21 protein-coding genes are annotated in these 21,950 nt (G+C 65.4%); 14 read left to right on the forward strand and 7 right to left on the reverse strand.

Features of this window, described 5'->3' with window-relative positions; all coding sequences use genetic code 11:
• Window positions 1-12 precede the first annotated feature (12 nt).
• Window positions 13-954, forward strand: a complete 942-nt coding sequence (locus D4765_RS11545; RefSeq protein ID WP_136642454.1) for a helix-turn-helix transcriptional regulator — start codon at window positions 13-15, stop codon at window positions 952-954.
• Here the strand turns inward: D4765_RS11545 and D4765_RS11550 are convergent.
• Window positions 896-1,234 carry a hypothetical protein gene (locus D4765_RS11550; RefSeq protein ID WP_161580428.1) on the reverse strand — a complete coding sequence of 113 codons (339 nt, stop codon included), beginning with the start codon at window positions 1,232-1,234 and terminating at the stop codon, window positions 896-898. The genes D4765_RS11545 and D4765_RS11550 overlap by 59 nt on opposite strands.
• 391 nt (window positions 1,235-1,625) lie before the next feature.
• Between D4765_RS11550 and D4765_RS11555 the strand changes: the two genes are divergently transcribed.
• On the forward strand, window positions 1,626-2,378 hold the full coding sequence (locus D4765_RS11555; RefSeq protein ID WP_136642456.1) for an HAD family hydrolase: 753 nt from the start codon (window positions 1,626-1,628) through the stop codon (window positions 2,376-2,378).
• Here D4765_RS11555 and D4765_RS11560 read toward each other — a convergent pair.
• Window positions 2,336-3,370 (reverse strand): ABC transporter ATP-binding protein, encoded by a 1,035-nt coding sequence (locus tag D4765_RS11560; RefSeq protein ID WP_136642457.1) that lies wholly within the window; start codon window positions 3,368-3,370, stop codon window positions 2,336-2,338. The two genes, D4765_RS11555 and D4765_RS11560, sit on opposite strands and share 43 nt — an antisense overlap.
• Window positions 3,354-4,361, reverse strand: coding sequence for an ABC transporter ATP-binding protein (locus D4765_RS11565; protein ID WP_136642458.1), 1,008 nt, complete (start codon window positions 4,359-4,361; stop codon window positions 3,354-3,356). Before D4765_RS11565 ends, D4765_RS11560 begins: the two co-directional genes overlap by 17 nt.
• A 149-nt stretch (window positions 4,362-4,510) precedes the next feature.
• Between D4765_RS11565 and D4765_RS11570 the strand changes: the two genes are divergently transcribed.
• Genes D4765_RS11570 through D4765_RS11600 form a run of 7 tightly spaced genes read left to right on the forward strand, consistent with a single transcriptional unit; the run spans window position 4,511 to window position 12,535 of the window.
• Window positions 4,511-5,719, forward strand: coding sequence for a dipeptidase (locus D4765_RS11570; RefSeq protein ID WP_136642459.1), 1,209 nt, complete (start codon window positions 4,511-4,513; stop codon window positions 5,717-5,719).
• Window positions 5,719-7,335: an ABC transporter substrate-binding protein gene (locus D4765_RS11575; RefSeq protein WP_136642460.1), complete on the forward strand. Its 1,617-nt coding sequence runs from the start codon at window positions 5,719-5,721 to the stop codon at window positions 7,333-7,335. The genes D4765_RS11570 and D4765_RS11575 overlap by 1 nt, the downstream gene beginning before the upstream one ends.
• 41 nt (window positions 7,336-7,376) lie before the next feature.
• On the forward strand, window positions 7,377-8,339 hold the full coding sequence (locus tag D4765_RS11580; RefSeq protein ID WP_136642461.1) for an ABC transporter permease: 963 nt from the start codon (window positions 7,377-7,379) through the stop codon (window positions 8,337-8,339).
• Window positions 8,336-9,250, forward strand: coding sequence for an ABC transporter permease (locus tag D4765_RS11585; protein WP_136642462.1), 915 nt, complete (start codon window positions 8,336-8,338; stop codon window positions 9,248-9,250). Before D4765_RS11580 ends, D4765_RS11585 begins: the two co-directional genes overlap by 4 nt.
• Window positions 9,251-9,279: 29 nt before the next feature.
• Window positions 9,280-10,491: a M24 family metallopeptidase gene (locus D4765_RS11590; protein ID WP_136642463.1), complete on the forward strand. Its 1,212-nt coding sequence runs from the start codon at window positions 9,280-9,282 to the stop codon at window positions 10,489-10,491.
• Window positions 10,492-10,541: 50 nt separating this feature from the next.
• Window positions 10,542-11,459, forward strand: coding sequence for an alpha/beta fold hydrolase (locus D4765_RS11595; protein WP_136642464.1), 918 nt, complete (start codon window positions 10,542-10,544; stop codon window positions 11,457-11,459).
• Window positions 11,460-11,461: 2 nt separating this feature from the next.
• On the forward strand, window positions 11,462-12,535 hold the full coding sequence (locus D4765_RS11600) for an Lrp/AsnC family transcriptional regulator (protein WP_237280399.1): 1,074 nt from the start codon (window positions 11,462-11,464) through the stop codon (window positions 12,533-12,535).
• 18 nt (window positions 12,536-12,553) lie between these two features.
• Here D4765_RS11600 and D4765_RS11605 read toward each other — a convergent pair whose 3' ends face one another.
• The 4 genes from D4765_RS11605 to D4765_RS11620 form a co-directional block, all read right to left on the reverse strand.
• The gene (locus tag D4765_RS11605; protein WP_136642465.1) at window positions 12,554-13,561 is read right to left on the reverse strand and encodes an adenosine deaminase; all 1,008 of its coding nucleotides are present in this window, start codon (window positions 13,559-13,561) and stop codon (window positions 12,554-12,556) included.
• A gap of 10 nt (window positions 13,562-13,571) precedes the next feature.
• Window positions 13,572-14,996, reverse strand: coding sequence for an amidohydrolase family protein (locus D4765_RS11610; RefSeq protein ID WP_201799297.1), 1,425 nt, complete (start codon window positions 14,994-14,996; stop codon window positions 13,572-13,574).
• Window positions 14,993-16,390 (reverse strand): NtaA/DmoA family FMN-dependent monooxygenase, encoded by a 1,398-nt coding sequence (locus tag D4765_RS11615; protein WP_136642466.1) that lies wholly within the window; start codon window positions 16,388-16,390, stop codon window positions 14,993-14,995. Before D4765_RS11615 ends, D4765_RS11610 begins: the two co-directional genes overlap by 4 nt.
• An 82-nt stretch (window positions 16,391-16,472) precedes the next feature.
• Window positions 16,473-17,075: a TetR/AcrR family transcriptional regulator gene (locus D4765_RS11620; RefSeq protein WP_161580429.1), complete on the reverse strand. Its 603-nt coding sequence runs from the start codon at window positions 17,073-17,075 to the stop codon at window positions 16,473-16,475.
• Window positions 17,076-17,242: 167 nt separating this feature from the next.
• On the opposite strand from D4765_RS11620, the gene D4765_RS11625 reads away from it, so the two are divergent.
• From D4765_RS11625 to D4765_RS11645, 5 genes are read left to right on the forward strand one after another with little or no spacing between them, the layout of a single operon-like run.
• Window positions 17,243-18,385 carry an ABC transporter substrate-binding protein gene (locus D4765_RS11625; RefSeq protein ID WP_136642468.1) on the forward strand — a complete coding sequence of 381 codons (1,143 nt, stop codon included), beginning with the start codon at window positions 17,243-17,245 and terminating at the stop codon, window positions 18,383-18,385.
• A gap of 45 nt (window positions 18,386-18,430) precedes the next feature.
• Window positions 18,431-19,273 (forward strand): ABC transporter ATP-binding protein, encoded by an 843-nt coding sequence (locus tag D4765_RS11630; protein ID WP_136642469.1) that lies wholly within the window; start codon window positions 18,431-18,433, stop codon window positions 19,271-19,273.
• Window positions 19,266-20,165, forward strand: coding sequence for an ABC transporter permease (locus tag D4765_RS11635; RefSeq protein ID WP_136642470.1), 900 nt, complete (start codon window positions 19,266-19,268; stop codon window positions 20,163-20,165). Before D4765_RS11630 ends, D4765_RS11635 begins: the two co-directional genes overlap by 8 nt.
• Window positions 20,165-21,058: an ABC transporter permease gene (locus D4765_RS11640; protein ID WP_161580430.1), complete on the forward strand. Its 894-nt coding sequence runs from the start codon at window positions 20,165-20,167 to the stop codon at window positions 21,056-21,058. The genes D4765_RS11635 and D4765_RS11640 overlap by 1 nt, the downstream gene beginning before the upstream one ends.
• A 41-nt stretch (window positions 21,059-21,099) precedes the next feature.
• Window positions 21,100-21,885, forward strand: a complete 786-nt coding sequence (locus D4765_RS11645; RefSeq protein WP_136642472.1) for a nucleoside phosphorylase — start codon at window positions 21,100-21,102, stop codon at window positions 21,883-21,885.
• Window positions 21,886-21,950 lie beyond the last annotated feature (65 nt).

The raw sequence follows: 21,950 nt of genomic DNA on the forward strand, positions 1-21,950 counted from the left end.
GACGGAACCGACATGGCTGCTGCAACCCGTTCCACGTGGGCCCTCTCGGGCACCGCGGCGCTCGACGGCACTGAGAGCGCTCTCACTGCCGACAGACCGAGTGAGTTTCGCTCGCGTGGGCTCAAGCAGGTGTACGGCGATGTGATCGTCTGCCATTCGCTGCTCACACCCTTCACCATGGCAGCGCGGGCCGACGACTCGGTCGGCGACCAGCACTACGTGAGCGTCGTTTTCGTGCATGCCGGGCACTACGTTCTGCGCGGCCCCGACACTGAGTTGCACTTCGAAGCCGGTTCGGCCGGGTACATGTCGGGCTGGACACGAGTGGCGGCCGACAACCTTGCCACATCGCGGGTCACGCGCGTCTCGGTGCGCCGCGAACAGCTGAGCGCTGCTGGCATCACCGTTGCGGGCGAATTCGGGGCGTTCGAGCAGCCGCTGTCGATGCAGGCCCCCACACTATCGTTCGTCATGGCCCTGCTCCGCTCCCCCGCGGTCGATGACGACGACTCTGCCACGCCGATCGAAACCGTTCTCACCCAGCTCATCATCGGCATGTTCTCTGAGAGCCAGCGCATCTCCCTGAACTCCGAACAATTTCAACTGAGCCTTCGCACCCGGGCCATTTCGCTCATCTACAACCAGTCGTCTGACCCATCGCTGACTCCTGCCGGAGTCGCCGCCCAACTCAATGTGTCGCTGAGGCACCTGCAACGCTGTTTCACCGGCACGAACCAGACCATCTCAGAGACCATCCGGGCGAGGAGACTGCAGGTCGCGCTGGCAGAGCTCGCCGCCAACCCACTTCGCAGCATCTCGATGAGTGAGATCGCACGCCAGGCGGGCTTCTCGAGCATGAAGGAGTTTCGCTACGCCGTGAAGACCCGCTCGGGGGTCACACCCCGCGAGCTGAGGGCGGCAGGGTCGACTCCGGCCCGGATGCAGCAGGGTTGAGTACAACCGAGAGTTCGGAGCCCGCCACACCACTGTCTACGATGGCGACGTCGGCCAGCAGAATTCGCCCCCGAAGCGCTTCGCGCCACACCTGCAGGCGTATCGAGCGTGCACTACCCGCGGGCAGCGAGCCCGCGTTCACCACAACTTCGTCGTACACCAGCACCACATAAGGGATAACCCTGTTGTCGAATCTCCGCAGCATCAGCCGGGCCTCGATCTCACCGCCCCAGACGCTCTTCTCAGTGAGGATGAGCCGCAGAAGGTCTTGGTGAATCACTGGTCCGAGAACGATCGGGCCACCAACGAGGCGATTCGAAGGTCGAACGCCTCCGTTGCCGCGTGACCGCCTCATTGCGCCCTCGTCCTGACCGCCTCTCGGCATTGGTGTGGGCTGACCACGTCGACGAGCCCCCTGAGTCTGGACCGAAGTTGTGAGCATTTTAGCGGATGACACGCACCAGCCCCGAATAACTTCGCGAATGTGCCCAGATGAACGGATATCTGTCACCGAGCGTCTCTTTCGTTAGGTGTTGCAGGCTGATTCTAAGCCTAGGCGATCAGCTGCACGTCACCCAATTGGGGGGTCTGGGATTAACCGTAAATGGTTTTATCCGACGCTCTGCGGCGTCTCGCGACAGCTCAGGTCACGGTGCGTCAGACTTGTCACCGTGGCTCACTTCTCGCAGATTCTCGTACTCGACTTCGACGGCACCGTATGCCTCGGCGACGGCCCGGTATTCGTTTACGCCCGGCTGATCGACGAAGCTCTGGCCAGCAGCTCCGGCGGGCATCCGGTCGGCCTGGTCGGAGACGTCGTAGCCCGGTTTCTGGGGGCTGGCGAGGAGGCAGACCATGAACCGAACGAAATGGTGTCGGCCGCGCTCGAGCTCGTGGGCACCAGCGCCGACGGCTATTCCGCAGCAGAAAAGTTCGCCCGTTCACTCGGTATCACCGATGCCCAGCTCTCGGCCGCCTACACGGGCAGCCGCCGGGATCTCGCCGCTGGGCTCGTTGAAACGCACGCACCGGCCGGCCTCGGCGCGCTTCTCGGCTCGCTGCCCGCCCGAGTACAGATCGTGCTGGTCACCAACGCACCCGATGCCGGCGTTCACCAGCAGCTCACCACGCTCGAACTGGCCGAGTACTTCGACGACGTGATCACCTCGGCTGGCAAACCCGCCGGCATGCCTGCCGTGCTCGCCGCCCTTCTCGAAGCGCACCAGCTCACTGACCACCCCGAGCGACTTCTGAGCGTCGGCGACATCTGGCAGAACGACCTCGAGCCGGCCGCACGACTGGGCGCCGAGACGGCGCTCATCGAGCGTCTCGCAGCGCCCGGCGCTCGGCCAACGTATCGGGCCGAGACCATCGAAGAGCTCTACCCTGCCATCACGGCCTGGGCGAGCGCGTCTTCGGCGTGATGGCATGACACGTCTCGCGCGCCCAGCGTGCGAAGCAGCGGCTCGAGCGTTCGACACTCGTCGGTCGCCATCCAACACCGGGGGTTGAACCGGCAGCCCGCCGGTGGGTTGACCGGTGACGGCGGCTCGCCGCCCAGAATGCGCCGGCGGGCGAGCTTGCCGCGGTCTGATCGACTGTGCGAGGGCGTGGCCGAAAGCAATGCCTGGGTGTACGGATGCGCGGGGCTGGAGTAGACCGTGTCGGTGTCGCCGATCTCGGCGATGCGCCCCAGGTACATCACCGCCACCCGGTCGGCGAGATGACGCACCACCGAGAGATCGTGCGCGATGAACAGGATGGCGACGCCCAGCCGCGCCTGCAGGTCTGCAAGCAGGTTGATCACCTGCGCCTGAACCGAGACATCGAGCGCCGAGACAGCCTCGTCGCACACCAGCACGTCGGGGTCGAGCGCGAGCGCCCGGGCGATGCCGATGCGCTGCCGCTGGCCACCCGAGAACTGGTGGGGGTACCGATTCACCATGTCGGGTGCGAGCCCCACCAGGCCGAGCAGCTCGGCCACCCGCGCACGCCGGTCGGCGGCATTCGCCGATCTGGTCGCCGCCATCGGCTCGGCGATGATGTCGCCCACCGTCATGCGTGGGTCAAGCGACGTGTACGGGTCTTGAAAGATCATCTGAACGCCTCGACGCAACAGCCGTCGGTCGCTCATACGACCGCGCGTCACATCGGTGCCGTGGTAGGCGAGGCTCCCTCCGTCGGGCTTTTCGAGCCCGACGAGCATGCGGGCGAGCGTCGACTTGCCGCAGCCCGACTCACCCACGATTCCCAGCACCTCCCCCGCGTGCAGCTGCAGGCTCACCCCGTCGACCGCCGAAACCCGGGTGGGGTGCAGCCTCGAACCTGAGGTGAAGGTGCGGCGCAGGTCGGTTGCTTCGAGCACGAGCCGGCGGGCCTGGCCCGGCACGGCAGCAGTATCAGCTGACGAGTTCATGGAGCATCTCCTCTGAGCGGTGGCAGGCGGAGGCCCGGCCGAGAGCCACCTCGACGAGCGGCGGGCGGGCAGTGCTGCAGATGTCGATGGCCATGTGGCAGCGGGGATTGAACGAGCATCCACTCGGCGTAGTGGCCGGGTTCGGCGGCGAACCGGGAATGGTCAGCAGGCGCTCGCCTTTCACCGCCGCCTCGGGCACGGAGCGCAGCAGCGCCTGGGTGTACGGGTGGGCCGGCAGGTCGAGCACAGTGTCGGCATCGCCCTGTTCGACGATGCGCCCGGCGTACATGACGGCCAGTCGGTCGGCGACCTCCATCACGACGCCGAGGTCGTGGGTGATCAGCAGAATGCCCATGCCGAGCTGGTCGCGAAGTCCCCCGAGCAGATCGAGAATCTGGGCCTGCACCGTGACGTCGAGCGCGGTGGTGGGTTCGTCAGCGATCAGCATCTCGGGCTCGAGGGCGATGGCCATTGCGATGAGAATACGCTGGCGCATACCGCCCGAGAACTGGTGCGGGTAGTCGTCGACCCGGGAGCCCGGCGCCGGAATGCCCACCAGCGCGAGCAATTCGATGGCGCTCGCGCGGGCCTGCTTGCGGGTGGCCTTGCGGTGAACGATGAACAGCTCACCGATCTGCCGGCCGATGGTCATCACCGGGTTCAGGGCCGAGAGCGCGTCTTGCAGCACGAGGCTCATGCGTTCGCCCCGCATCAGCCGCCGCTGTTCTTCGCTGAGGCTCAGGATGTTCGTGCCGCTCACGCTCAGAACGCTGGCGTCGACCCGGGTGTACTCATCGGTCAGCCCCATGATCGCCCGGGCCGTCACCGACTTGCCCGAACCGGACTCGCCCAGCAGGGCGACGAACTCACCGCGGGCCACGTCTAAGTCGATGTTTCGCACCGCCGTCACCTCTCGCCCACCGCCGGTGAAGGTGACAGAGAGGTCGCGCACGGTGAGCGCTGCTGCGAGGGGGTTCACAAGTTTTTCCACGCTTCCATCTTCATCGACGTCGGTTACCGAATTGTTTCAGGCGAAATAAATCTACGCCGAAACACGTCACGTGCATTGACTTTTGTGCCGATATTAAACAGATTGTGATGCAGAACGCCGAACTACCACCACCTATAAGGAGATTTCGCGTGCTAGAACCAGCCCCGGGCTACACCGGTTACACCGCGTACGACTACCTCGAGAAGGGCGTCGACTACCACGCTTTCGAGTACGCCGAGCAGATCGGCCGGGTGCCGGCCTACGCCGGCCTCGACCTGAACGAAGAAGAGAAGCTGCGCACCACCACGCTTCTCGCAAACGAGACGGTCATCTCGCTGCACGATCACGTGCAGGTGTTCCCGAAGAACATGGGCGAGGTGAAAGACAGCATCCGTTTCGGCCGCGAACCCACGGGCTACGCGGGTCTGTCGCGCTCGGGGCTCACCGCCGTGTTCGACAACGGCATGGATGGCACCTGCTGCATCTCGAGCGAAGCCGGCTGGAAGTACCAAGACGTACTGTTCGACCTCGGTGTGCGCATGGCCGACCTCGCTCACCAGGACTACGTGATCAAGGGCGAGACCCTGAAAGACATCCAGTACGCGAAAGACAACGGCAAGATCGCCCACGTCTTCGCTCTCGAGGCCTCGACGATGATCGAGAACGAGGTCGACCGCCTCGACGTGCTGTACGGCTTCGGCGTTCGCCAGATGGGCATCGCCTACTCCGAGGCGAACATGCTGGGTTCGGGGCTGAAAGAGCGCGGCGACGGCGGTCTCACCTTCTTCGGCGAGCGCGCGGTGACTCGCATGAACAAGCTCGGCATCGCCATCGACATTTCGCACAGTGGTGACCGCACCTGCGTCGATACCATCAAGGCATCAACCAAGCCGGTGTTCATCACGCATGCCGGTGCCCGGGGCCTCTGGCCCACGAACCGCATGAAGACCGATGAGACCATCATCGAGTGCGCGAAGCGCGGCGGCGTCATCGGCATCGAAGCGGCACCGCACACCACTCTGTCGCCCGATCACCCCCTGCACTCGCTCGACTCGGTCATGGACCACTTCGAATACTGCGTGAACCTGGTGGGCCTCGAGCACGTCAGCTTCGGCCCCGACACCCTGTTCGGCGACCACGTGGGCCTGCACAACGCGTTCTCGAGCAACCTGTCGCTCGGCCAGGCCCACGGCGGGGTCACCTTCGAGCAGGTCGAGTACGTCGACGGCCTCGAGAACCCGGCAGAAGAGTTCTACAACATCATTGGCTGGCTCGTGAAGCACGGCTACTCAGACGACGAGATCCGCGCCGTCGTCGGGGGCAACACCATGCGGGTCCTAGAGGAGGTATGGGTTTAATGCGTAAACGAAATCTGTCGATCGCGGTGGCTGCAGCGGCTGCCCTGATCGCGCTGAGCGCCTGTGCGCCCTCGGCTCCGCCCGCGTCGACGAGCACCGCCGCCACGGCCGGCAGCGACACGCTCACCATCGCCACGACCACCGACGTGGTCAACTACAACCCCCTGATCGGCAACAGCCGCAGCGACTACTGGGTCACGAACCTGATGTACCCGCACCTGCTGAGCATCGCCGACGACGGAAAAAAGGAGCCGCAGGTCGCCACCAAGTGGGGCTACGTCAACGACACCACGGGGTTCTACGACCTGCGCAGCGACATGAAGTGGAGCGACGGCACCCCGCTGACCGCTGCCGACGTGGCGTGGACCATGAACGCCGTGAAGAAAGACGCGCCCTCCGGCACGTTCTACGGGCAGATGGCCAACTTCGTCTCGGCCACCGCCGTCTCTGACACCCGAGTGGAGATCGCGCTCTCGAAGCCAGACTCCTCGATCGTCGAGGAGATCGGGTTCTGGGGCAACGTGGTACCGAAGCACGTGTTCGAGAAAGCGGCCTCTGTGGCCAAATTCGCGAACGACGGCACCGACGGCGGCTGGGTCAGCGCAGGCCCCTACACCCTGAAGACGGTTCAGGTGGGCCAGAGCTACTCGATGGACAGGGTCGACTCGTACCCGCTCGTCGAGGGCGGCGTGCCCATCGCGGCCAAGGTCGTCTACCGCGTCTTCCCCGACATCAACACCGAGATTCTCGCCCTGCAGAGCGGTGAGGTCGACGCCATCGCGAACGCGCTGCCGCCGGCGCAGGTGGCGCAGCTGAAGAGCTCGTCGGGCATCACGGTCGAAGAGGTCGGCGGCCTCGGCTACGCCCACATGACGTACAACATGAAGAACGCCGACCTGGCGAAGCTGCAGGTGCGCCAGGCACTCGCAGCCTCGGTCGACTACGACGCCATCCGAAAGGTGGTGTTGCAGGACCAGGCCGTGTCGACGGGCTCCAGCCCGCTCATGCCCGTGCTCAGCGACTACTACGACAAATCGCTCACCGAGTACACGTTCGACACCGACAAGGCACGGCAGCTGATGCAACAGGCCGGCTACACCGCCGACTCGAGCGGCAACTTCCCTGTGGCGTTCAAGTTCATCTACTCGCTGCAAGACAGCGTGACCAGCCAGTGGGCGCAGTTGGTGAAAGACGGTGCCGCGAAAGCGGGGATCACGATCAACCTCGTGGGAACCGAGCGCAACACCTACCTCGCCGCCACGGCGAAGGGCGACTACGACATCTACGCGGGCAACTTTGCCATCATGGATGACCCGGTCACCAACTTCACGCTGGCCTACCTGCCCGGTGGCGCGATCAACTACAGCTTGGTCGACGACCCAGCGCTGAACGATCTCATCGCCCAGGGAACCGTGGCGACCGATACCGCGAGCAAGGTGGCCATCATGCAGAAAGCCGCGAAGATCGTGCACGACCAGGTCTACGACAACGTGATGTACACGCAGAACCTGTTCTTCGCGCACAGCTCGAAGTGGGAGGGCTTCGTAACGAAGCCCAGCGAACTGCTGTCGATCGTGAACCCCCTCTCGGTCGCGAGCGCCCACAAGGTCGGCTGACCCTCTCCACCGTTTCACTCACGTACGAAAGGGTCGCCCGCGTGTCTCGACTTTCATTCATCCTCCGGCGCCTCGGCAGAAGTGTCTTCACGATCTGGTTCGCCGTGACCGTGACATTCCTTCTGTTGCGGCTGCTCCCCGGAGACCCGGCGCTGGCCATCGCCAGCCCGAATATGACAGACGACGCGCGGGCGGCCCTGCTCACCCAGTACGGTCTCGACAAACCGCTGATCGCGCAGTACGGCATCTACCTGTTCGAACTCGTGCGGGGCAACTTCGGCACCTCGTTCACCCAGTCCATTCCCGTGATGAACGTGCTGCTCCAGCGACTGCCGTGGACCCTGCTGCTGACCTTCACCGCCCTGCTGCTCACGGTGCTGGTCGGTATTCCCCTCGGCGTGCTCGCGGCCTCGAAGAAGGGCCGCTTCATCGACAAGTTCGTGCAGATCGTGGGGGTGACGGGTCAGTCGATCTTCGTTCCGAGCATCGGCGTGCTGCTGCTGTTCGTCTTCGGGCTGAACCTGCGCTGGCTGCCCATCGGCGGCGCGTACGACACCAATGCGTACGGGATGGCGTGGTACGGCAGCGTGATCAGTCATCTCATTCTGCCGGCCGTCTCACTCATGCTCATCCAGCTCGGATCGTACGTGCTCACCATGCGCTCGACCCTCATCGAGGCGCTCGGCGAAGACTACGTCACGCTCGCCAGGGCGAACGGGCTGCCCTACCGGCGTATTCTCTGGAAGCACGCGCTCAGGAACGCTCTGCTGCCCACCACCACCCTCATCGGGCTGCAGCTCGGCTTTCTGGTGGGCGGCGCCGTGCTCACCGAGACCGTCTTCGCGTACCCCGGCATCGGCCGCGGAATCTACGAGGCGGTCACCCAGCTCGACTTCCCCGTTCTGCAGGGCGCCTTTCTGCTGCTCGCCGTCACCGTCGTGGTGGCGAACATGCTCACCGACATCGTCTACGGCTTTCTCGACCCCCGGGTGAAAACATCATGACCTCTCTTGATCCTCTGCTGGCCGGCGCCACAACGGGCACGGCCGTACTCGCTGAACCGATCGCCGACAGCAACGGCCGGGCCAGCCGGGCGACCTGGCGGGTGTTCCGGCGGGATCCGCTCGGGATGGGCTCGATGGTCATCCTCGCCCTGCTGGTACTCGTGGCTCTCGCCGCGCCCCTCATCGCCACGTACCCGGCGAGCTACGGCACCGACGTACTGAAAGCACCGAGCCTCACCAACCTGTTCGGTACCGACTCCCTCGGCCGCGACGTGTTCGGCGAGGTGATCTGGGGCACTCAGCAGAGCCTTCTGGTCGCCGTCTCCGCCTCGTTCATCGCCATCGTGGTGGGCACCCTCGTGGCCGTTCTCGGCGCCTACTTTCGCCGACTCGACGGCTTCATCAGCATCATCGTCGACCTCACGCTCTCGCTGCCGGTGCTGCCACTGATGATTCTCATCGCGGCTCTCATCGGCCCCAGTACCACCACCATCATCGGTGTCGTCGCCGCGTTCTCCTGGCCAGAGGTCACCCGGCTCGTGCGGTCGCAGGCGCTCACTGTCGTGAATCTGCCCTATGTCGACGCGGCCCGGCTGATGACCACCTCGCCGTTCTGGATCATCTCCCGCCACATCGTTCCCGCGGTCGCCCCGGTGATCGTGGTGTCGGTGGTGGTCACCGCTTCGCGCGCTGTGCTGTCGGCGGCCGGCCTCGCCTTTCTCGGGCTCGGCGACCCGACGGTGTGGTCGTGGGGGCGCATCCTCTACGAGGCACAGCAGTCGGGTGCCATGTCGAGCGCCTGGTGGCTCACCCTGATTCCCTCCATCGCCATTCTGCTGCTGGTGCTCTCGGCCACGCTGCTCTCGATCGCGTACAACGACGCCCGCAACCCGCGCAACCGCGCCCGGTAGAACCGCACGCGAGCAAGAAACGGATGCCCATGACCCTCACCAACGCCTCCCCCAGCCGCACCCCCTTCGCTGCGCGCCTCGCCCCCGAGTTCTTCGACCGGGTGCAGGCGCGCCTGCTGCCGTCTCTCGAGGCCGAATCTCTCGACGCCGTGCTCACCGACGACCCCGAAGACGTGGCGTATCTCACCGGTTTCTTCCACCACCCGTGCGAACGACCGGTGGCCGTGTGGCTGGCCGCCGACGGCGAGAGCATTCTCATGACACCGATGCTCGAACGGGAGAACGCAGAACGCCAGCAGGCACGGGCCGACCAGCTCGTCTCGTATGCCGAGTTTCCCGGCGTCGAGGCTCCGTTCACGTCGCTCGCCCGGGCCGTCGTCGGCGCTCCCCGCCGGGTCGGATTCAGTACCCACATGACCCACGAGCGCCTCACCGCGGCCATGCTGGCGCTGCCCGGCTGCGAGTTCGTGCCCACGACGCTCATCACCGTGGCGCGGTACGTGAAGTTCGACGAAGAGATCGCCCTGCACCGCGAGGCCGCCCGCATCACCGACGTGATGCTCGAGGCCGGTGTCGAGCATCTGACGGAGGCGATCAGTCGCCGGGGCACCCTGCCGAGCGAGGCCGAACTCGCCGCCCACGTCACCTCGACCGGAGTGAAGACGATGTACCGCGAACACGATGACGTGGTCGTCGTCTCTCCCCTCGCGGGCGGCCTCGTCTATGCCGGTGCGAACTCGGCGTTCCCGCACGGACTGCCTTCCGGCTACCGGCTGCGGCCCGGCGACACCTTCATGCTGTCGCTCGGCTGCGCGGTGGGCGGCCGCTTCGTCGAGGGTGAGCGCACCTTCGTACTCGGAGAGCCGACGGATGACCAGAGGCGCTACCACGACACCGTTCGCCGGGCGCAGAAGATCGGCGGCGAGGCCATCAGGCCGGGGGCACAGTGTCGCGCGGCCAACACGACCTGCCTGGCTGTCATCGAAGACGCGGGCCTCGGCCGATACCTGCGGCACCGCCAGGGGCACGGAATCGGCCTCGGCATGCACGAGCCGCCGTGGCTCGAGGCCGGTGACGCGACCCTGCTCGAACCCGGCATGGTGGTGTCGAACGAACCCGGCATCTACATTCCGGGTCACGCCGGCTACCGCATCAGCGACAGCATGCTTGTCACCGAACACGGATCAGAGCCCCTCACCTCGTTCGGGCGCGACCTGGAGCACTGCACCATCGCCCTGTGACCACCCGACCCACACGCTTCGCCTGCACCAAACGTAAGGAAAGAGCATCCATGACCGACCAGAACGTCTCGCCCGAATTCGCGAAGGCGACCACCACTGCCCAGCGGGTTCTCATCAACGGCAACGAACTCGCCGTCGAGGTTCTCGGCCCTGAGGGCGCGCCCGTCATCATCACCCATCACGGAGCTCCCGGGCTCGGGTCGCGCGCAGAGCCCCGCGCCAGCTTCGGCCGGCTCGCCGACGAGTACCGGGTCGTGGTGTTCGATGCACGCGGGTCGGGCGAGAGCGAGGGCAGTGGCGAGTTCAGCCATGAACAGTGGGCGGCCGACATCGACGCGCTGCGGCAGTGGGTGGGCGCCGAGAAGATCGTGATGGCCGGCGGTTCGTACGGCGGTTTCATGTCGATGGAGTACGCCGTGCGCTACCCCGAGCACGTTACAGCGGTGGTGCTGCGCGATACCTCGCCCGACAATGGCAACGCCCATCTGGCCCGCGAGAATGCCCTCGCCAGCGACCGGGTGAGCGTCGACATGGAGAAGTTCGACCGCATCGACGAGGGCCGCGTGCGAGACAACGACGACCTGTACGACTGCTGGCTCGAGATTCTGCCGCTCTACGATTTCGCCTACGATCCGGCCGCCGCCGCTCGCAAAGCCGCTGCCACGCCATACCGCTACCGGGCCCACAACTATTCGTTCTCACAGAATCTGCCGAACTATGACCTCAAGCCGCAGTTGGCCGAACTCGACGTACCGCTGCTCATTACAGTAGGGAGACACGACTGGATCACTCCGGTGTCGTGCAGCGAGACCATCGCCGGGTTGGTGGCCGGTTCAGAATTGGTGGTGTTCGAGAAATCGGGGCATTCACCGCAGATCGAAGAGGTCGACGAGTGGACGCAGACGGTTCGCGCATTCCTTCACCGAGTGGCGCCTCCGTCGGCGCTGAGAGCGCTGGCCGGAGAATAAGCGTGCTCGACACGCTCGACGACCTCGATCGCCGCATCGTGGTCGCCATGCAGAACGACGGCCGGGCCAGCTGGCGGGCCATTGCCGAAGTCGTCGATTCGTCGACCGCCACGGTGGCCCGGCGCGGCCAGCACCTCATCTCGGCGGGCGTCATCAAAGTGGCGGTAGTACCCTCGCTCGGTGCTACGGGCGATGTCTCGACCTTTCTCATTCGCATCACCTGCCAGCCCGGCATGCAGATTCTGGTGGCGGCCGAACTCGTGACCCATGCCGATGTGCGATTCGTCACGATTGTCACTGGCGGCTACGACATCTTCGCCGAGCTCGCGGTCTCAGGCGGGGCAACCCACTACCCGCAACTCGTCGAAGAACTCCAGTCGATCACCGGCATCGAACGCTGGCGCAGCGACCTCATCATGCACATCTACAAGGTGTCGTTCGACTGGGGGCGGCAGCTGTTCGCCGACACACTGCGGTTACCTGCCGTCGAGCATCCGGCAGACACCCGCACCGCAGGCACCCCAGGCACCCCCAGCACCACCGACCTGCAGATCGTCGAGCCCACGCCCTGCAGCCCCACTCACTTCGACAGCGCCGACTGGAAGATTCTCGACCTGCTGCGCGACGACGGCCGGGTCACCTTTCAGGCCATCGCTGACAGCCTCGGCATGAACGAGTCGAGCGTTCGCCGCCGGTTCGAACGACTGAAGGCGGCCGAGTGCATCGACATTCTCACGCTGGTACCGGCCCCGGCCCTGGGCATGGGCGCCGAGACGCTCATGACCGTGAAGGTCTCACCCGCGCGAATGGATGCCGTGGCCCGAGAACTCGCGCAGCACCCCGCCGTGCGCTACCTGGCTGCGACGCTCGACGAGAATGCCCTGTTCTGCGAAATCATCATGCCGTCGACCAACGACCTGTACACCTTCATCACCTCGACGCTCTCACAGCTCGACGGCGTGGAAGGGTGGACTGCCTCGATGGAACTGCTTTTTCTGAAGCGTGGGTTCATCGAGACGCCCTGGTGGCGCGGGCAGGTCTCGTACCCCGAGCTGGGCGCTGCAGCCAGCGCGTAGCGGGCGAACCTACGACCCCTACGCCCCCTGCGCCGCGCTCCACGCCGCGATCTCGCCGCGCAACTCGGCCTTGCGTTCGTCGCTCGCGAATGACGCCGTGACCGAGTTACCGGCGAGCATCACCATGGTGGACAGGTCGAAGTCGAAGGCCTGCTGCACCGCCACATAGTTGTCGCCGATGTACCCACCGAAGTACGACGGGTCGTCGCTGTTCACGGTGACGAGGAGCCCCGCGTCGAGCATGCGGGGCAGCGGATGCTCGACCATCGTGTCGACTCCCCGCAGCCGCACAGTCGAGAGCGGGCACACTGTCAGCGGAATCTGGCGTTCCCGCAGCGCCTCGACGAGCGCCGGGTCTTCGAGGCTCCGAATGCCGTGGTCGAGCCGCTCGATGCCGAGCACCTCGAGGGCCGGCCACACGTACTCGGGGCCGCCTTCTTCGCCGGCGTGCGCCACCGCGTGAAGGCCCAGCTCGCGCGCCCGGCGGTACACCCGTTCGAACAGCTCGGGCGGGTAGCCGACCTCGGTGGAGTCGAGCCCCACCCCGACGAGGTCACCCGCGCGGTGGGCCACCGACTCGAGAGTCTCGAGGGCCTTCTCGACGGGAAGATCGCGCAAGAAGCAGAGAATCAGCCCGCCCGTGATGCCCCACTCGAGATTCGCCTCGGCGAGCGCGTCACGCAGCCCGTCGATGACGGTGTCGACCGCCACCCCGCGGCTCGTGTGCGCCTGCGGGTCGAAGAACATCTCGACGTGCCGCACCCCCTGCGCGTGGGCTCTGGCGAGGTAGGCCCGTGCGAGGTCGGCGAAGTCGGCCCTCGTTCGCAGCACGATGCTGCACGCGAAGTACAGGTCGAGAAACGACTGCAGATCGGTGAACTCGAGCCGCTCACGAAGCTCGTCGACACTGTCGAACGGAAGCGAGATGCCGTTGCGCTCGGCGAGCGCGAACACCATCTCGGGTTCGAGGGTGCCTTCGATGTGCAGGTGCAGCTCGGTTTTGGGCAGGGCGAGAAGGTCGGGCATGGTCACAGCTTCAGTCTTTCATGCTGGTCGGGGCAGGGGCTGGTGCTGCGGCTTGTGCAGCGAACACGCCGCCGGGTTCATCCACGCCGGCCAGGTACGCCGACCGTCGTTCGAACAGCCCCGGCACCACGGCCCGGGCTCGGTCGATGACGTCTCGCAGGTCTGCCGAGAGTAGCTCGCCTCCCTCGACGACCACCCGGCCGTCGACCATCGTGAGGTCGACATCGCTGCCGCGAACGGCGTGCACCAGGTTGTGGTGCAGGTTCGCATAGATGCCGTCACCGATCAGCGGAGTCATGCGCGGGGTATCGGTGCGCACCGCGATGAGGTCTGCCTTCTTGCCCGGTTCGAGCGATCCGATCTCGTGCGAGAGGCCGAGGGCGCGGGCACCACCGGTGGTGGCCATCTGCAGCACGGCCCAGCTGTCCATCGCCGCAGCATCCATCTTTCGCAGCTTGCCGAGCAGCGACGCCACCTTCATCTCCTCGAACATGTCGAGGTTGTTGTTCTCCTTCTCGCCGTCGGTACCGATGCCCACGGCGACACCGGCCGCCAGGTACTCCGCCACCGGCGCCATGCCGCTCGCCAGCTTCATGTTGCTCACCGGGTTGTGCGACACACCGACACCGCGGCGCGCGATCAGCTCGATCTCACTGTCGTCGAGCCACACCGCGTGCGCCAGCATGGTCTTCGGCACATCGAAGAAGCCGAGCTTCTCGAGGGCGAACATGGGCCTCGACCCATACCGACTGTCGAACTCAGCGAGTTCGATCTCCGACTCACTGCAGTGCGTGTAGAACCCGGTGTTGTATTTCTTCGCCAGAGCGATGGCCCGCTGCTGCCCGGCCTCGTCGGCGTAGAACAGGTGCTCGAGCCCGACCCACGGGTAGATGCGGCCGCCGGCGCCTCCCGACCACTCGTCGAGCATCGCCTCGTTGTCGTCGAGCGTGTCGAAGTAGTCGTGTTGCGGATGCTCGCCCACATAGTTCACCGTCACCAACCGGTTTCCGAGCACCTCGGCCGCCCGCGCGCTGCCCTGCATGTAGCGCCACATGTCGACCACGGTGGTGGTGCCAGAGAGCAGCCCTTCGGCGTAGCAGAGCCACGATGCAGCCTCGGCTTCGGCCGGTTGCAGCACGCGGTGCATCGGGTCGATGTGCAGGCGCAGCCACTCCCACACGGGCAGGTGCTCTGCGGTACCCCGCAGAACCCCGGAGTGGTGGTGCGAGTTCACCAGGCCGGGCATGATGAGCCGGTCATCCAGCCTCGTCACCTCGGCGCCGGGGTACTGGGCCATCAGATCGGATGCCGGGCCCACCGCCTCGATGACCGAACCACGTACGAGCACCGCGCCCTCGGCGATGATCTCGTTTGAGGCGTTCATCGTCACCACGAAGTCGGCGACCAGCAGGCGGTCGCCGGGCTGGCTGATCACTCGGCGCTCGTCACGCTGAACTTCGTACCGGGGTGGTCGGCCGACAGGTGCGCGCCCGGCCGACCCAGAACCTGTTCGCGCAGCGTTCCCGTAGCGGCCGCTGCCGGCATGCGACCGCGCCGACGGAGTTCGGGCACGACGAGCCGCGCGAAGTCTTCGAGGTCGGCGGGCGCGAAGATGGGTTCGAGCAGAAACCCGTCGAGCCCGGTCTCGTCGACGAGGCGCTCGAGTTCGTCGGCCACCTCGATGGGGTCGCCCACGAGCTGCAGGCCACGCGTGCCGCGCCCGCGCAGCTGGTCGAGAATCTCACGCACGGTGAGAGCGGGTTCGCCGTTCTTGCCCATGAAGCGGTCGATGTTGCTCTGGCCCATCTGCCCGATGGGCCCGCCGTCGTCGTGCAGCTGGGTGAGGTCACGGTCGGGGTCGAGCGCGAGCAGGTCGATTCCGGTGTTGCCGGCATAGAGCACGGCCACGACCTCATCGGTCTGCAGATCGTCGAACTCTTTGCGCTGGGCGGCGGCGAGTTCGCTGGTCTCGGCAACCGTCACGGTGAGGCCCACCATGATCTTCACCGACTCGGGGTCGCGCCCAAGGGCGGCCGCCTGGGCACGAATGTCGGCGACGTTCGCCTTCGTGGCCGCGACCGTCGTGCCCTGCACGAACACGCACTCGGCGTTGCGGGCAGCGTACGCCCGGCCCCTGGCCGAGGTGCCGGCCTGAAACAGAACGGGGGTGCGCTGGGGCGACGGGTCGACCGTGAAGTACCCCGTCGAACGAAAGTGCTGGCCCTCGAACGTGATGCGGTGCAGCTTCGAGCGATCGACCAGCACCTGGCTCTCTTTGTCGCCGATGAAGGCGTCGTCTTCCCACGAGCCCTCCCAGAGCGTCATGGCAAGGTCGACGTACTCGTCAGCCTGGTCGTAACGGTCGTCGTGCGCCTTCATCGTGCTGTGGCCGAAGAGCTCGGCCACCGTGTTCGCCGAGGCACCCGTGACAATGTTCCAGCCAATGCGGCCGCCGGTGAGGTGGTCGAGGGTGGCGAAGCGCCGGGCGGTCTGCACCGGATGATCGAGGCCGGTCGACGACGTCACCACGAAGCCGAGGCGTTCGGTCGCCTGCGCCAGCACGGGAATCAGTAGCGCCGGGTCGATGCCGGGAAAGTTGATGCCGCCGCGGGCGGCAAGCTCCGGCAGGTCACCGTCGATCGACGGAAAACCGAAGCCGTCGGCGAAGAACAGAAAGTCGAAACCCGCCTGATCGAGCAGCTGGGCCATGTGGATCCAGAAATCGAGTTCGTGGTACCGCAGCGAATCACTTCGCGGGTGCGGCCAGCTGAGGGTGCCGCCGACCTGAGGGCCAGCGACTTCGAAAACACCTAAGTGGATCTGTTTCATGCTCCCAGTGAACCAAATGGTTCACGGAGCCGCAGGCGACGAAACGAAACTTTTACATGCACGGGCGCGCCGAAACAGATTCTTAATATGCCGCCGGCCTCAGGCGCCCGACCAGGGCCGCGGTCGACTCCCGTGCCGCCCGGTCGACAAGCGCGGCGTCGCCCACGCTGAGCAAGGTGGCCTGCAGCCCCCGCCAGAGCGCAACGATCTCGTGCGCGAAGACGAGCGAGCGCTCGGGGTCGACCCCTTCGTGCTCGAACGCCTTCGCCACGTGGGTGACCCACTCGGTACCGATGTCGCCCAGAAGCTCGGTGAACTGCTGGCGACGAAAGCCGGCCTGGCCGAAGATCTCGAAGAACAGTCGATGAAACGGCAGATTCGCAGGGTCAGAAATCGTGCACCACGCATCGGTCAGACGCTGCTCGAGGGCAATACTGGTGTCGTCGATGGCCGGAATGATGGCACGCATCGTGGGAAAGCGCCGTTCAGCGCCCTCGAGCGCTGCGACGATCACATTCTCGCGAGTGCCGAAGTAGTACAGCAGCATGCGGTTGTTCGAGCCCGCAGCCGCGGCGAGCTCGCGCAAGGTGAGTTGGCTGATCCCATTCTCGAGAACGTGGTCGACCACCCTCACGAGCAGGGCCTCCCGACGGGCCGCATGGCTCGGCTGCGATGGGTCAGTCATACCCATGACGTTACTGATTCGTGCGCCCGGCGACCGAAGGCAACGCCGCCGAAATGCGGCGGTAACATTCGCGAAGTAGCGTTTCGCTTCAGTAGTGAAGTCGACTTCTCACAGCGTTTGGGGTCGACACACTGACATTGCACGCCACCGCAGACTTGGGAGTTCACATGAATGCCTTCACCACCCCGCCCATCCTGAACAAACCGTTCGACAGACGCGGCTTTCTGCGCATCGGCGGCCTGAGTGCGCTGGCCATCGGCGGCACGGCCGTTCTGGCTGCCTGCAGCACCGGTTCTTCGACCTCAGGTTCGACCACCGCTGCCAGCGCCGGCGCCACCGCCGCAGCCGGAAGTCTCGGCACCATCGCTCTGCAGCTCTCGTGGATCAAGAACATCGAGTTCGGCGGCGAGTACTATGCCACCGAGAAGGGCTACTACACCGGTGCAGGATTCGCCGGCGTGACCCTGCTCGCGGGCGGCGGCCAGACCGGCGCAGAAGAGACCCTGCTCTCTGGCCAGTCGCTCGTCGGCCTCTCTGGCCCCTCGATCACCGGCCCCTCGGTTCTGCAGGGCGCACCGCTGAAGATCATCGGCTCGACGTACCAGAAGAACCCGTTCTGCCTGATGTCTCTGGCCGAGAAGACCCCCATCCGCACCATCGCCGACCTCAAGGGCAAGAAGATCGGCGTTCAGTCGGGCGGCAACCAGATCACGTTCGAGGGCTTCTTGAAGGCCAACGGCATGACCACGGCCGACGTGACGCTCGTCACCACGCAGTACGACATCGCTCCGCTCGAGACCGGCGCCTACGACGCCCACATGTCGTACATCACGAATGAGCCCATTCTGGCGAAGAAAGACGGCTTCACGCCCGTCATTCTGGGCTTCGCCGACAACGGCCTGCCGTTCGTCGCCGAGACGTTCACTGTGACGCAAGATTCCATCGACACAAAGCGCGACCTTCTCAAGGCATTCCTCGTCGCCGAGATCAAGGGCTGGAGCGACGCAGTGAAAGACCCCGCCGGTAACGCTGCGTACGCTGTGAACACGTACGGAAAAGACCAGAAGCTCGACCTCGACGAGCAGACTCAAGAGGCCACCGCCCAGAACGGACTGATTCTGACGGCCGATGTCAACAAGAACGGTCTGTTCACCATGACCGACGAGCTGATCGCTGAGAACATCACGTCGCTCGCCGCCATGGGCACGGTCATCACCGCAGACCAGCTCTTCGACATGAGCCTGATCAAAGAGGTCTACGCCGAGCACCCCGAGCTCATCCAGTCCTTCACCATCCCCACCGCGTCTTAGTCGCCGCGCCTTCTGTCGGTCTTCGATAAGAGAAACTAGAACACCATGGTCACTTCCCCTTCGAGCCTGCTCACGGCTGCCACCAGCGACCCGGCCGGAAGGCCGGATCTCGCCACGGGCATCAACATCCAAGGCCTGACCAAGACGTTCCAGCTGGGCCGCAAATCGGTTCAGGCCCTGTCGGAGATCAACCTGGGCACGAAGAAAGACTCGTTCCTCACGCTTCTCGGCCCGTCAGGGTGCGGAAAATCAACGATTCTCCGCATCCTGGCCGGGCTCGAGAAGCCGAGTTCGGGCGTTGTCGTGGTGAACGGTAAGTCGGCAGCCGAGATTCAGCGCGGCCACGAGACCGGCATCGCGTTTCAAGACTCAGCTCTTCTGCCGTGGCGCTCGGTCGCCAAGAACATTCGCCTGCCGCTCGAAGTGGCCGGCATCACCCCCGCACCCGGTCTCATCGACGACCTGATCAAGCTCGTCGGGCTGACCGGCTTCGAGAACGCCAAGCCCGCCCAGCTCTCCGGCGGCATGCGCCAGCGTGTCTCGATCGCCCGCTGCCTCGCAGTGCAACCCACCATCATGCTGCTCGACGAACCGTTCGGAGCCCTCGACGATATGACGCGCCAGCGCATGAACGTCGAGCTGCTGCGCATCTGGGGCGAGAAGCCTGCCACGACACTCATGGTCACCCACGGCATCAGCGAGGCTGTCTTTCTCTCTGACGTGGTCGCCGTGATGAGTTCGCGGCCCGGCCGTATCGCCCAGGTCGTCGAGATCGACCTGCCGCGCCCGCGCCTGCCCGAGCTCACCCGCACCCCCGAATTCCACGCCTACGTCGACCAGATCTCAGAGATTCTGTTCGGTGCCCACGGAACGGTCGTCGATGACTGACGTACAGCACGACATCGAGATCGAACTCGGTGAGAGCATCGCGATCGACGCAGAAACCGCGCGCGGCCCCGCACGGCGGTCGTTCCTCGGATCGATGCAGTCGGTTCGGTCGATGCCGCCGTGGGTGGGCGCCGTCGTCGGCGTGATCGTCATCCTGTTGGCCTGGCAGTTCATCTCGGTGACCTTCTTCTCGCTCACCCAGTCGGTTCCGCAGCCGTTCAACGTGTTCGTGCAACTCTTCACCGACCTGACCGACGGCGTGTACTGGAACGCCATCGCCCAGACCGGCATGTCGGCGCTCTGGGGCTTTCTCTGGGGCAACCTGATCGCCTTCTTCCTGGCGTTCATCGTGCTGCTGATTCCGTGGCTCGAGGGCCTCTCGACGCAGCTGGCTGTCGTCTGCTCGTGCATCCCGCTCACCGCCATCGCGCCGATCGTCACGCTGCTCTCCCCCGCGGGCGGGCGCTCGACCTCGATCTTCCTCGCGGCACTCAGCGTGATCTTCACCGCCGTGATCGGCACGATCCTGGGGCTGAACGCGGCAAGCGAGACACAGCTCGATGTCATCAAGGCATACGGCGGCTCTCGCCTCACCCAGCTCTTCAAGGTGCGCCTCATCGCTGCCGTGCCGAGCATTCTGGCGGCTCTCAAGCTGGCCGCACCGGCCGCGTTTCTCGGTGCCGTGCTCGGGGAGTACTTTCTCGTCGGAGTCGATTCGGGTATCGGTATCCTCCTGCTGGCCGCCCAGGCCACGGCCGCCTCGGTCAAACTCTGGGCAATCGCACTGATCTGCGGCGGCGTCGCTGGTCTGGCCTACTTCGTCATCGGCCGCATCGGCCGCCTGGCGACACCATGGTCGGCCGGAGACGCACGCGCAGGGGAAGGCTTCTGATGGCCACCGCAGCACCCACCCACGCCCCCACGCTCTCGCGCGCCGTGATCAGCCCCCAGACGGCCTCGACGCTGCGCTATGTGGGGCGGCGGCTCGGTACCACCGTGCTGACGATTGTGATCAGCGCGGTGATCCTCGGCCTGCTCTGGAACCTCGCTATCGTTCTTCTGCACGCCAACCCGTTCATCGCCAAGACCCCGGCGGATGTCTTCAACTACCTCTTCGTCGACTCGGCCAAGAGCAAGACCACGGCGGCCGAGAATCGTGATGTGCTCGCCGGCCTGCTCGGCGTGACACTCGGCCACGCCGCCATCGGCTTTGTGTTCGGGGTGGGCGCGTCAGTCGTCATCTCGGTGCTGTTCACGCTGATTCGGCCGATCGAGTTCATGTTCATGCCGCTTGCGATGCTGCTCCGCACGGTTCCGCTGCTCGCGATGGCGCCCGTCATCTTTCTGGTCTTCGGCAACGGCCTCGTCACGGCAGCGTTCATCGGCGGTGTCGTGGTGTTCTTCCCGCTGCTCGTGAACCTGACGCTGGGCTTTCGATCGGTGAGCTCGCAGTCGGTCGACCTCATCAAGGTCTATGGCGGCAGCCGCTGGACCATCATGCGCAAGGTCGCCATTCCCACCGCCCTGCCCTACTTCTTCGCCTCGATGCGCATCGCCGTTCCCGGCGCCATCACCGGGGCCATGCTCTACGAGTGGCTGTTCACCTACGAAGGCCTCGGCGCTGCCATCACCACCGCGAAGTCGCAGTCGCAGTACGGGCAGATCTGGGCCATCGTGGTGCTCATCACACTCGTCTCGATTCTGCTGTACACGGTAGCCACATTCGTCGAGACGGCCGTGCTGGCCAAGTGGGGCCCCAACGCGGGCAAGTCGACCGGCAAGTAGAGACCGCCGCATGGCATCCGTTCGACCACCGAAAGAGCACCATGACCACCATCATTGACAAGTCTCAGGCGGGCGTGAACGCGCGCCAGTACCACATCGGTATCGCTCCCGGCGAGGTGGGCACCATTGCCCTGCTCCCCGGCGATCCGTTTCGGGTGCCGCTGATCGCCGAGTTTCTGACCGACGTCACCGAGGTCGCCCACAACCGTGAGCACCGAACGATGACCGGCTGGTACAAGGGCAAGTTCATCACTGCTACCTCGACGGGCATGGGATGCCCGTCGACGGCCATTGCGGTCGAAGAACTCGCCCGGGTGGGCGTCACCTCCTTCATTCGCGTGGGCAGTTCGGCCGCCCTGCAGCCCGGCATCAACCCGGGCGACCTGCTGGTGAGCGAGGGCACACTCCGCAACGACGGAACAACCGCGGCCTACGCGCACCCCGGTTTTCCGGCCGTGCCCGACCTCGAACTGACCATCGCGCTCAAGAACGCCGCCGATGCCCTGGCTGGCGCGGGCTCGAACGGGTCGGCCGCCGACTTCGCCGTGCTCTCGGGCATCAATTGCTCAGACGACGCCTTCTACGCCGAGACGCCCGAATGGATCAGCCAGCTCAACTCGCTCGGCATTCTGAACGTCGAGATGGAGAGCTCGGCCCTGTTCGTGGTGGCGCGACTTCGAAAGCTGCGAGCCGGCATGATCTGCGCGTGCTCGTCGAACCTCGTCGACGGAACCAGCCTGTACGACCACGACGCCGGCAAGCTGATGACCGGTTGGCAGAAGAGCATCGAGGCCGCCCTCGACGCCGCGGTGGCGCTCGACCTCTGAGTCGGTTCGTTTCTCCACTCGCACCGCACCGCCCCTCCCCGCCTTCCCTCGCCCCGCCTTCCCCT

Origin of the sequence: Subtercola vilae, from assembly GCF_004923255.1 — a bacterium.
GTDB lineage: Bacteria > Actinomycetota > Actinomycetes > Actinomycetales > Microbacteriaceae > Subtercola > Subtercola vilae.